At 69.6% G+C, this 8,354-nt stretch carries 7 protein-coding genes; 1 reads left to right on the top strand and 6 read right to left on the bottom strand.

The annotated features are described in order from the left end of the window. Positions 1 to 155: 155 nt before the first annotated feature. On the top strand, positions 156 to 716 hold the full coding sequence (locus ABT057_RS35815) for a GNAT family N-acetyltransferase (protein ID WP_352348050.1): 561 nt from the start codon (positions 156 to 158) through the stop codon (positions 714 to 716). Here ABT057_RS35815 and ABT057_RS35810 read toward each other — a convergent pair. From ABT057_RS35810 to ABT057_RS35785, 6 genes are all read right to left on the bottom strand, one after another. Next, a complete protein-coding gene (locus ABT057_RS35810; RefSeq protein ID WP_352348049.1) occupies positions 705 to 2,252 on the bottom strand; it encodes a type IV secretory system conjugative DNA transfer family protein in 1,548 nt (515 codons plus the stop codon). The genes ABT057_RS35815 and ABT057_RS35810 overlap by 12 nt on opposite strands. Before the next feature lie 30 nt (positions 2,253 to 2,282). Further along, on the bottom strand, positions 2,283 to 3,710 hold the full coding sequence (locus tag ABT057_RS35805; protein ID WP_352348048.1) for an ATP-binding protein: 1,428 nt from the start codon (positions 3,708 to 3,710) through the stop codon (positions 2,283 to 2,285). A gap of 9 nt (positions 3,711 to 3,719) precedes the next feature. Further along, entirely contained in the window at positions 3,720 to 5,261 is a 1,542-nt protein-coding gene (locus ABT057_RS35800) for an SCO6880 family protein (RefSeq protein WP_502974021.1), read from the bottom strand. 23 nt (positions 5,262 to 5,284) lie between these two features. Further along, positions 5,285 to 6,634, bottom strand: a complete 1,350-nt coding sequence (locus tag ABT057_RS35795; RefSeq protein WP_352348046.1) for a hypothetical protein — start codon at positions 6,632 to 6,634, stop codon at positions 5,285 to 5,287. Further along, complete coding sequence (locus ABT057_RS35790; protein ID WP_352348045.1) at positions 6,624 to 7,439, bottom strand: DUF8175 domain-containg protein; 816 nt, start codon at positions 7,437 to 7,439, stop codon at positions 6,624 to 6,626. The genes ABT057_RS35795 and ABT057_RS35790 overlap by 11 nt, the downstream gene beginning before the upstream one ends. Before the next feature lie 207 nt (positions 7,440 to 7,646). After that, positions 7,647 to 7,955: a DUF8827 family protein gene (locus tag ABT057_RS35785; RefSeq protein ID WP_014673544.1), complete on the bottom strand. Its 309-nt coding sequence runs from the start codon at positions 7,953 to 7,955 to the stop codon at positions 7,647 to 7,649. Positions 7,956 to 8,354 lie beyond the last annotated feature (399 nt).

The raw sequence follows: 8,354 nt of genomic DNA, 5'->3' as shown, positions 1-8,354 counted from the left end.
ACTGCAGGGGGGACCCTGTGGGAGAGTAGGACACCGCCGAACAATTATTCCAGAAAACCCCCGGGCCCTTCGGCCCGGGGGTTTTCTGCGTTCAGGGCTCCATCGGGAGTTATATGAGGTGAGGGACGCAGTACCGGGGTACTACGGTGATCCGCATGAACGACATCGTGGTGCGGGGTATACGGGCTGACGAGTGGGACGCGGTGCGGGCGTTGCGGCTTGAGGCGCTCAAGGATCCCGCCGCGCCGATCGCGTTTCTGGAGACGCACGAGGATGCCGCGGGGCGGCCGGACTCCTTCTGGCAGGAGCGGGCCTCGGGGGCGGGCGAAGACACGGGCGGGGTACGGCAGTTCGTGGCCGAGACCGCCGGCGGGGAGTGGGTGGGGTCGGTCACCGTGCTCGTGGAGGAGGCGGGGAGCATCGACTGGGCCGGGTCGCCCGTCGAGCGGCGGCAGGGGCATGTGGTGGGTGTTTATGTGCGGCCCGAGTGGCGTGGGGGTGGCGTGACCCGGGAGTTGTTCGAGGCCGCAGTGGAGTGGGCCGGGTCGAGGGGGCTCGAGCGGGTGCGGCTGCTGGTGCACGAAAGGAATCTTCGGGCGCAGGGGGCGTACCGGAAGGCCGGGTTCGTGCCGAGTGGGGTGACCGTGTCGCTGGACGAATCGGGCGAGAACGAGATGGAGTTCGTGCTCGCGCTGAGGGAGCTGTCAGACCGGTAGTTCGTGGTGGGGCCAGCGTGCTCTGGCCTGTTCGCGGGAGCGGAGGAGAGCGAGAGTGGGGAGGCCCCGGTCCGCTCCGGTGGCCAGGAGGTCCGGGAGCTGGGGGACGGGGGCGACCGCCGCGATGTCGTCCAGGACCAGGGTCAGTGGTGGGTCGAGGCGACCGGAGGATGACCGTTCGGCCATGCGCCGGCCGCGCTCGACCACGCTGGAGACGAGGGCCGTGAGGAGGGGCATCGCGCCGGGATTCGTCCTCGGGTCCTCGATGGATTCGCCGACCACATAAAGCGTTCCCCCCTCGTCCACGAAGGAATCCAAGGCGAGGGCATCAGTTCGGTTTGGAGTACATGCCTCGCGGATGTTGACCGTGGAGAGGGCGGAGAGGGCGCGGGTCGTCAGTTCCTGGGCGATGTCGCGGCGTTCGGGGTGGGCGGTGAGGGCGGCTTCCAGTTCGCCGGCGGAGCCGGGCGCGGCCTTCGGGTTCGTACGGAGGGTGCGGACCGCTTCCTGGATGCCGGTGCCCTGGGACCAGCGGTGGACGTGGCGGATGGTGCGGCCGTCGACGGCCGCGGCGTGGAGGTAGCAGCGGAGGAGGGTTTCGGCTGTTTCCGCGACTGCCTGGTCCAGGCGGGCCGTGGGGCGAACGGGGGCGAGGAGGGCGGTTGCTCTGGCCGCTGCCGTGGTCTTGTCCTCGCAGCCCGCTGTCGGGGACCAGTGGAGGCGGGCCGGGGTGTCGCAGCGATGGGTGGGGTCGTAGAGGTGGACCGGGCCCAGTTTGGCCCTGGCGTCCTTGGTGTCCTGCCAGAGGGCGGGGTCGGAGGTGAGGATGAGGGCGGCGCCCTCGGCGTCGCGTACGGCCCGGGTCGCGCTGGCTTTGCGCGCTTCTGCCGGGGCGTAGAGCACCGGGCCTTCCGCGCGGTTCGTTTCCCACCCGCCTGCCGGCTCCCCCGGCTCCCCCGGCGACGGAGGCGTGGACGCGGAAGGCGTCGGCGGGAGCGGAGCCGATGGGAGAGGAGTTGAAGGGAGCGGGGTCGAAGGGAGCGGGGTCGAAGGGAGTGGCTCTGGTTCGGGCGTCGGTTCCGGGAGCGGCACCGGTTCCGTTCTCGGTGTGGGGACCTCGTGGTGCGGTGGCAAGCCGGCTCTTCTTCGGGCCCGTACCGCTCTCCATCTCGCCACCGTGCCCATCACGAAGACCGTGAGGACGAACAGGATCATCAGCTGGCCGATGAAGAGGCCCCAGAAGAGGCCGTAGCCCGACAGGGCCGTCGGCTTCGCGTCCGGCCAGGCGCCCGGGATGTCGTGGGGCTGTGCGATGAGGTGGCGCATGGCCAGGGGGGTGCGGGTGAAGGTGACGCCGGAGGGCCAGGCGCCGTGGGCGAAGAGGGCGGCGAGGCCCGTGGCGGTCCAGACGAGGAGTGTCATGCCGAGCAGGAACGCGAGTATGCCGACCAGCAGACCGTCAGGGATGCCTCCGGGGCCGCCCCCCTGGCTCCCGTGGCCTCCCCGGCCGTCGTGGCGCTCGTCGGCCGGTCTCATGGCTCTCCCCATGGCACTCCCCTGTGCTGCCTATGCCACCGTCGACTCGGACGAGCCGTCCAGGTCGGCCAGGTGCTGTTCCATGAAGGCCGCGGCCCGGCGTTCCTGTTCGACTTCGGCGGCGTGCAGCGCGTCGTCCGCGGCGAGCCGGTCGGCGGACGACTCCGTCATGGCGCGGTCGGTGAAGACCAGGGGGCGTTCCGTCTCGGTGACCAGGTGTTTGACGACCTGGACGTTGCCGTTGACGTCCCAGACCGCGATGCCGGGGGTGAGGGTGGGGATGATCTCCACGGCCCAGCGGGGCAGGCCGAGTACGCGGCCCGTCGCCCTCGCCTCGTCGGCTTTCTGGGCGTAGATCGTCCGGGTGGACGCCATCTTGAGGATGGCGGCCGCTTCCTTCGCCGCCGCGCCGTCGACGACGTCGGAGAGGTGGTGGACCACCGCCACGAAGGACAGACCCAGGCGGCGGCCGAACTTCAGCAGGCGCTGGAACAGCTGGGCCACGAAGGGGCTGTTGATGATGTGCCAGGCTTCCTCGACCAGGAAGATCCGCTTCTTGCGGTCGGGGCGGATCCAGGTGTGTTCCAGCCAGACGCCGACGATCGCCATCAGGATGGGCATGGCGATGGAGTTGCGGTCGATGTGGGAGAGGTCGAAGACGATGAGAGGGGCGTCGAGGTCGATGCCGACCGTCGTAGGGCCGTCGAACATGCCGCGCAGGTCGCCGTCGACCAGGCGGTCGAGGACGAGGGCGACGTCCAGGCCCCAGGCCCGTACGTCGTCTATGGCGACGTTCATCGCCTCCGCCGACTCGGGTTCGGGGTGGCGGAGTTGTTCGACGATGTCCATCAGGACCGGCTGGCGTTCGACGATCGTCTCGTTGACGTAGGCGTGGGCGACCTTGAGGGCGAAGCCGGAGCGTTCGTCGAGGCCATGGCCCATCGCGACTTCGATGATGGTGCGCAGCAGGGCCAGCTGGCCCGTCGTGGTGATCGACGGGTCCAGCGGGTTGAGGCGGATGCCGTGGTTCAGAGCGGCCGTCGGGTCCAGGCGGATGGGGGTTATTCCCAGGGCCTGCGCGATGAGGTTCCATTCGCCCACGCCGTCCTCGCCCTGGGCGTCCAGGACGACGACCTGGCGGTCGCGGAAGCGCAGCTGGCGCAGGACGTAGGTCTTCTCGAGCGCCGACTTTCCGTTGCCGGACTCGCCGAGGACCAGCCAGTGCGGGGCCGGGAGCTGTTGGCCGTACAGCTGGAAGGGGTCGTAGATGTAGCCCTTCCCGGAGTAGACCTCGCGGCCGATGATGACGCCGGAGTCACCGAGGCCGGGGGCGGCCGTGGGGAGGTAGACCGCCTGCGCCTGGCCGGTGGAGGTGCGGACCGGGAGGCGGGTCGTCTCCACCTTCCCGAAGAGGAAGGACGCGAAGGAGTCGGTGAGGACGGTCAGCGGGTCCCGCATGTGATGCCCCTACCTTCGGATGCCGGTGGCGAACGGGAGCGTGTTCACGAACGCGCGGTGGTGCTCGCGGTCGCACCACTCCAGCTTCAGGTACGACTTTCCCGCCGACGCCCTTATCGTCCGCTTGTCGCGGGCGAGGGCCTCGGGATTTCGGGAGGAGACGGTGATGTAGCCGACGAGGTTGACGCCGGCGGCGCCGGAGGCCAGGTCCTCGCCCCGCTGGTCCAGACGGGAGTGGGCGGCGACGTCGCGGGGGTCGACGGTGCGGTTCATCTTGGCGGCGCGGCTGGCTTCCGCGTCGTCGTTCGTCTTCTCGGTGAGCATGCGTTCGATGGCGACCTCGGTGGGTTCGAGGTCCATGGTGACGGCGACGGTGCGGATGACGTCCGGGGTGTGGACCAGGAGAGGGGCCAGGAAGTTGACGCCGACGGGCGTCATCGGCCATTCCTTCACCCAGGCGGTGGCGTGGCACCAGGGGGCGCGGGTCGACGACTCGCGGGTCTTGGCCTGCAGGAACGTCGGCTCCATGGCGTCCAGTTCGGCCGGCCAGGCGTTGCGCCGGGTCATCGCCTGGATGTGGTCGATGGGGTGGTCGGGGTCGTACATGGAGTGGACGAGGGACGCGAGGCGGCCCTGCCCGAGGGGCTGGCGGACGCGGATGTCCGCCTCCTGGAGGCGGGAACAGATGTCGGTGAGCTCGCGGGCCATGACGACGGCGAGGCCGGCGTCCCGGTCCAGTTTGCGGCCGGACTGGGGGCGGGCGGCGCGGGCCATGGCGTGGGCCTCGGCGGCGAGCTCGCGGGTGTAGTGCATGCAGGCGACGAGATAGGCGCGGTGCTGCTCGCTGCTGGTGGACACCATGGACTGGAGCTGGTCGTAGGACTGTGACAGCCAGCCGGGTGCCTTCTCGTCCCCGCGCTGGGCGACGTCCTTGGCGTGGGCGTCGGGGTCGGCGGGGAGGGTGCGGGCGAGCATCTGCAGGCGGGTGACGAAGCCGTCGCCGTTGGCCACGTGCTTGAGGAGGGTGCCGAAGCGGTCGACGAGGGCTTCCTGGTCCTCGCTGTCGCGCAGGCCGACGCCGGGGCCCTCGATCTCGATGGCGGCGGTGACGGTACGGCGGTCCGCGTGCAGGAGTACGGCGATCTCGTCGGGGCCGAAGGGGGCGGCGAGCCAGCTGATGCGGCCGATGCCCGGGGGCGGGCCGACCTCGGTCTCCTTGCCGTCGAGCCGGGTGCCGGCCTCCATCGCACCGGAACGGTAGGCGGTGCCCTGGCGGAGGGTGCGCTTGTAGCTTCGGTTGATCTCGAACCACTTGTAGAACGTGCGGTGCCTGTACGGCACGTAGACCGCGGCCAGCGCGATCATCGGGAAGCCGGTGAGCAGCACGATCCGCAGGGAGAGGACGGGGACGAGGAGTCCGCACATCATGCCGAGGAACGCGCCGAGGACGATGAGCGCGATCTCGCCGGTCTCGCGGTTGCGGCCGACGATCGCGTTCGGCCGGGCGCGGCCGATCAGGTATGTGCGGCGGGGCGAGACCGCGTGGGACACATGGGCCACGTGGGAATCCGTCGTCAACGCCCTTCACCTCCCGTGCTGTTGTTGCGGGTGTTGCCTGCGTGCGGGGTATTCACCGGGCTTGAGCGGGGTGCGGGTGCGGCGGAGGGGACAGATCCGCCGCCTCCGTTCGAGGTGCGCGAACTGTGCGCGGCGACGCCGCCGGAGGCCGGGTTGCTCGGGCGGGGGCCGGAGGCCCCTTGGCTGCCTCCGCCGCCGTTGTTGTCGGCGCGGGTGCTGTGGGTCTTGATGCCCTGGGCGACGAGGGTCGCGGGGGAGCTGATGACGGCGGCGGCCTTGCCTTCGGCGCCCTGCATGATGCGGTTGCTGCGGGAGTTCGCGATCTCGTCGCCGAAGCCGGGGACGAAGCGGTAGATCATCGCGCTGGCGAAGATGGCGAGCAGGATGATGGCGAGACCGGAGACGACGGCGGAGAAGGAGTCGGGGCCGTCGTCGGAGGAGAGGGCACCGGCCAGACCGAGGACGATCACGATGACCGGTTTGACCAGAATGACGGCGATCATGATGCCGGCCCAGCGGCGGACGTGGCCCCACAGGTTCTTGTCGACCATGCCGGCGTAGACGACGGTGCCGAGGAGGGCGCCGACGTAGAGAAGGGCGGCGCGGATGACGAGTTCCAGCCAGAGGACGCCGGCGGCGAGGATGGAGACGAGGGAGACGACGATCAGCATGATCGGGCCGCCGCCGATGTTCTCGCCCTTTCCGAGGGCGCCGGAGAAGGTGCCGAAGAAGGTGTCGGTCTGGTCGCCTGTCGTCTTCGCGAGGACCTCGGTGATGCCGTCGGTGGCGGAGACGACGGTGTAGAGGATCAGCGGGGTGAAGGCGGAGGCGAGGACGGTGAGCCAGAGGAAGCCGACGGCTTCGCCGATGGCGGTGGTGATCGGCACGCCTCGGACAGCTCGCTTGGCGACGGCCAGCAGCCACAGGACCAGGGTGAGGACGGTAGAGGCGGCGAAGACGACGGCGTACTGCTGGAGGAACTTGCTGTTGGTGAAGTCGACGTTCGCGGTGTCCTTCACGGCCTCGCTGAGCTTGTCGACGGTCCAGGAGGCGGCTTCGGCACAGCCTTTGGCGAGGGAGGAGAGGGGGTCGAGGGTGTCGGAGACGCCGGGGTTGGTGGTGGTGCCGGAGGAGGTGTTGCCCTTCTCGCAGTACTTCTTGGCCTCGCCGGTGATGAGGCTGCAGTCGAGGGAGCTGGTGGGGCTCGGACTGGGGCTCGCCGAGCCCGAGGGCGAGGGGTCCGGGGTGGGGGCCGCGAAGGCACGGGTGGCCAGCAGGACGGCACTGGTCTGGACGGCCGTCACGACTCCGGCGAGCCTGAGCAGGCGGCGCGGGTTACCGGGCATACGTGAACCCTCCGAACTCCTCGATGGCCTTGCTGATCTCGTCGGAGGTGGCGGCCTGGTCGTCGCCGGGGACCGGGGCGGGGCCGTCCTTCTGGGTGTCGGTGGCGATCTTCCAGTCGCCGTCGGCCCATTGCAGGTCGAAGGTCCAGGTCTTCCAGGAAGAGGTGACGGGGTCGGTCGAGTCCGGGCCTGACATGCCGATGAGGCCGAGGTACCAGACGGCCACCTTGGCGGTGGTGGCGGCGTACGACTGGACGGTCGTGCCGACGGGGACCGCGCGGGAGACGAAGGTGTCGCCCTTGGGGGCGTCGCCGTTCGCGTCGAGGCCCATCTTGGCGAGGAAGTCCGCCGAGTAGGCCTGGTCCATGGCGGTCTGGAGCTTGGCCGCCGCGCCGGTGGTGTAGACGGTGTCGACGAGGGTGTGTCTGCTGTCCTTCTGGAACATGCCGGTCGAGCTGAGTGCGACGGCGTAGTTGGCCGCCGCGCTCTGGGCGCCTTGCGCGTCGTGCGCGTAGCCCGTCGGGATCCCCGCTGTCTTCGACTTGACCGGCTGTGTGCCCGATGCCGCCGTGGTCGACGTCTCCGGCTTGTTGGTGTCGCCTGTTGCCGTGGAGGAAGGGGAGTCGTCTCCTCCGCGATTCGCGAAGGCGATCGCCGCGATGAGGAGGACGACCACGCCGACCACCGTGACGAGGCTGCGGGAGGAGCGGGCGGGGCGGCGGGCGCCGCCGTAGAGGTCGGTGTCGGGCAGGCGGACGCGGGTACCCGTGCCCTCGCCGTAGTCGTGCTCGTCGCCGGGAGTCATGCCGCGAACGCCCCCTCGCTGCCGTACCGGACCGCGTAGTAGTACGACGGTAGCCGTGCTGGTTCCCGCGCGGGCGCGGTGTGGTGACTCGACATCAGGGAAACGCAACCTCAGCCGGTGGGCACGACGGGTGGGTGGGGGAGGAGGGGCTCCGCCGGGCGTGCCCGGACAGGACTGGGACGGGAGGGACAGGACGGGGACGGACGGCTAGACGGCCATGCCGTACACGATCGTGAACAGTGTGCCCAGGGAGCCGATGATGAAGACGCCCGTCAGGCCGGCGATGATGAGGCCCTTGCCCTGTTCCGCACTGAAGGTGTCCCTGAGGGCCGTGGCGCCGATGCGCTGTTTGGCCGCTCCCCAGACGGCGATGCCGAGGCAGAGCAGGATGGCGACCGCCATCACGACCTCGATCATCACCTTCGCCTCGTTGCCGAGGCTGCCGAAGGGGCCCCAGTCCGGAGCGATCCCGCCGATGATGGTGTTGATGTCGCCCTTGTCGGCCGCAAACAGCATGTAAGTCACCGCCCCTGGTGGATAGTTCCGCGTGATCTCTGCCGTGTGCAGAGGCCAGGCCTCATTGTCGCCGACGATGAGACCTTCGTATGTCGACTTGGCGTCATTGACGGCGTGATTCGTACGATAGCTTGTATGGTCACTCTGTGTATCACGGCAGGTTACGCCGGGCAATGAGGCCGCAGCGGAACCCGGGTGTGGTTCCGTCGTTGACCCACTTCACGGCGGCTTGCCGTTTTTGACGGCTGGTCGGGTGCGTCCGTCTTCATGTTCCTTCCCGCTCTCCGATGTTCTCATGGCGGGCATGGCGACAGGGCGAACGGGCCGCGGCTGGATGCCGCGGCCCGTTCGCCCTTGCCACGTGTGGCCCCCACGGTCCACTGTGGCTGCCTTTTGGGG

The organism is Streptomyces sp. NPDC002588, assembly GCF_040295925.1.
GTDB lineage: Bacteria > Actinomycetota > Actinomycetes > Streptomycetales > Streptomycetaceae > Streptomyces.
Note: the sequence above shows the minus strand (reverse complement) of the source record. Positions and strands in the feature narration are given on the sequence as shown.

Coding starts and splice junctions, on each gene's coding strand:
- ABT057_RS35815 (WP_352348050.1), top strand. CDS start 156: ATGAACGACATCGTGGTGCGGGGTATACGGGCTGACGAGTGGGACGCG.
- ABT057_RS35810 (WP_352348049.1), bottom strand. CDS start 2,252: ATGAGACCGGCCGACGAGCGCCACGACGGCCGGGGAGGCCACGGGAGC.
- ABT057_RS35805 (WP_352348048.1), bottom strand. CDS start 3,710: ATGCGGGACCCGCTGACCGTCCTCACCGACTCCTTCGCGTCCTTCCTC.
- ABT057_RS35795 (WP_352348046.1), bottom strand. CDS start 6,634: ATGCCCGGTAACCCGCGCCGCCTGCTCAGGCTCGCCGGAGTCGTGACG.
- ABT057_RS35790 (WP_352348045.1), bottom strand. CDS start 7,439: ATGACTCCCGGCGACGAGCACGACTACGGCGAGGGCACGGGTACCCGC.
- ABT057_RS35785 (WP_014673544.1), bottom strand. CDS start 7,955: ATGCTGTTTGCGGCCGACAAGGGCGACATCAACACCATCATCGGCGGG.